The organism is Nocardioides malaquae, from assembly GCF_015070385.1.
Lineage (GTDB): Bacteria > Actinomycetota > Actinomycetes > Propionibacteriales > Nocardioidaceae > Nocardioides > Nocardioides malaquae.
The window spans coordinates 1-232 of record NZ_JADCSA010001316.1 but is presented as its reverse complement, the minus strand read 5'-3'; the positions used below and the strand labels follow the sequence as shown (position 1 = coordinate 232).

Genomic DNA, 232 nt, shown 5'->3' with positions numbered 1-232 from the left:
TTCTAAAGCATTTTGAAACATTTGAATTTCGGTATCTACCTCGTCATGTTCTTCTACCGACTCCATTTGTTCGCTTATATAATTACCAAGTTCAACTTTTGTGAATGCTAATTGAATTTGGTCGCCTTCGGTTTTAAAAACATATTTTAATACAAAATCAGAAATCCAAATTACAAAATCGGATATAAGACTAAACAACACATAAAACACATAGGCTGGCACAGCTAAGGTT

Annotated in this window: 1 protein-coding gene; it reads right to left on the bottom strand. The window is 32.3% G+C overall.

The window, feature by feature from the left end; all coding sequences use genetic code 11:
* Positions 1-232, bottom strand: a 232-nt coding sequence (locus IEQ44_RS18815) for a hypothetical protein (protein WP_227487732.1), incomplete at both ends; no start/stop codon positions are given.